A 675-nucleotide genomic window follows, 5' to 3' on the forward strand; every position below is an offset into this window, starting at 1 on the left:
AGTCAAAGCTCAAGATAGTAAGCTTCAGACAGTTGTTAACAACAACGAAAGTGCACAATTGCTGAAAACTATCCCTGGAGTTGGCGACCTTACATCGACGTTGTGCGTGGCGGACGTAAGCTCCCCAAACAATTTCACCAATGGTCGGGAAATGGCCGCTTGGTTAGGGCTTGTACCGAGACAATTCTCTACGGGAGGAAAGACCAAGCTACTTGGTATGAGTAAACGAGGCAATAAACATCTCAGAACTCTGTTTATCCATGGAGCAAGAGCCGTTCTCTCAAGGCTAGAAACGACAGGGAAAGTGTTTGGTGAATGGCTCATCAAGCTCCGGGCGACGAAGCCATTTAATGTTGTGGTCGTAGCACTTGCCAACAAGCTAGCAAGAATAGCTTGGGCGGTGTTGTACCACCGCCAAGCTTTTAAGGCTGTATAGCTATAACCAAGTTTGCAACGCCAATGAAAGTGATGACAAAAACGGTCAATCGACCAGATTAAGAACCTGCCACAAAAAATAGCGTTAAACGCTTTTGGCTTTTTAAGGATAATCTGGCGCAGATATCATCGTGGAGCTGGGAAGCTAGTGCTCCCAACAAGGACTCCGAATACATTAGCGCAAACCAACTCCGTTATGACTTAATTGTAGTTGCAATAACGGGGCGGACCATACATTTT

At 45.9% G+C, this 675-nt stretch carries 1 protein-coding gene; it reads left to right on the top strand.

Annotated features, from left to right (window positions below):
• On the top strand, positions 1-436 hold a 436-nt coding region (locus tag ATB78_RS27870; RefSeq protein ID WP_155647891.1), incomplete at its 5' end, for an IS110 family transposase.
• Between the last annotated feature and the right edge of the window lie 239 nt (positions 437-675).

The sequence above is a fragment of the Vibrio sp. CUB2 genome (genome assembly GCF_001557945.1).
GTDB classification, from domain to species: Bacteria; Pseudomonadota; Gammaproteobacteria; order Enterobacterales; family Vibrionaceae; genus Vibrio; species Vibrio owensii.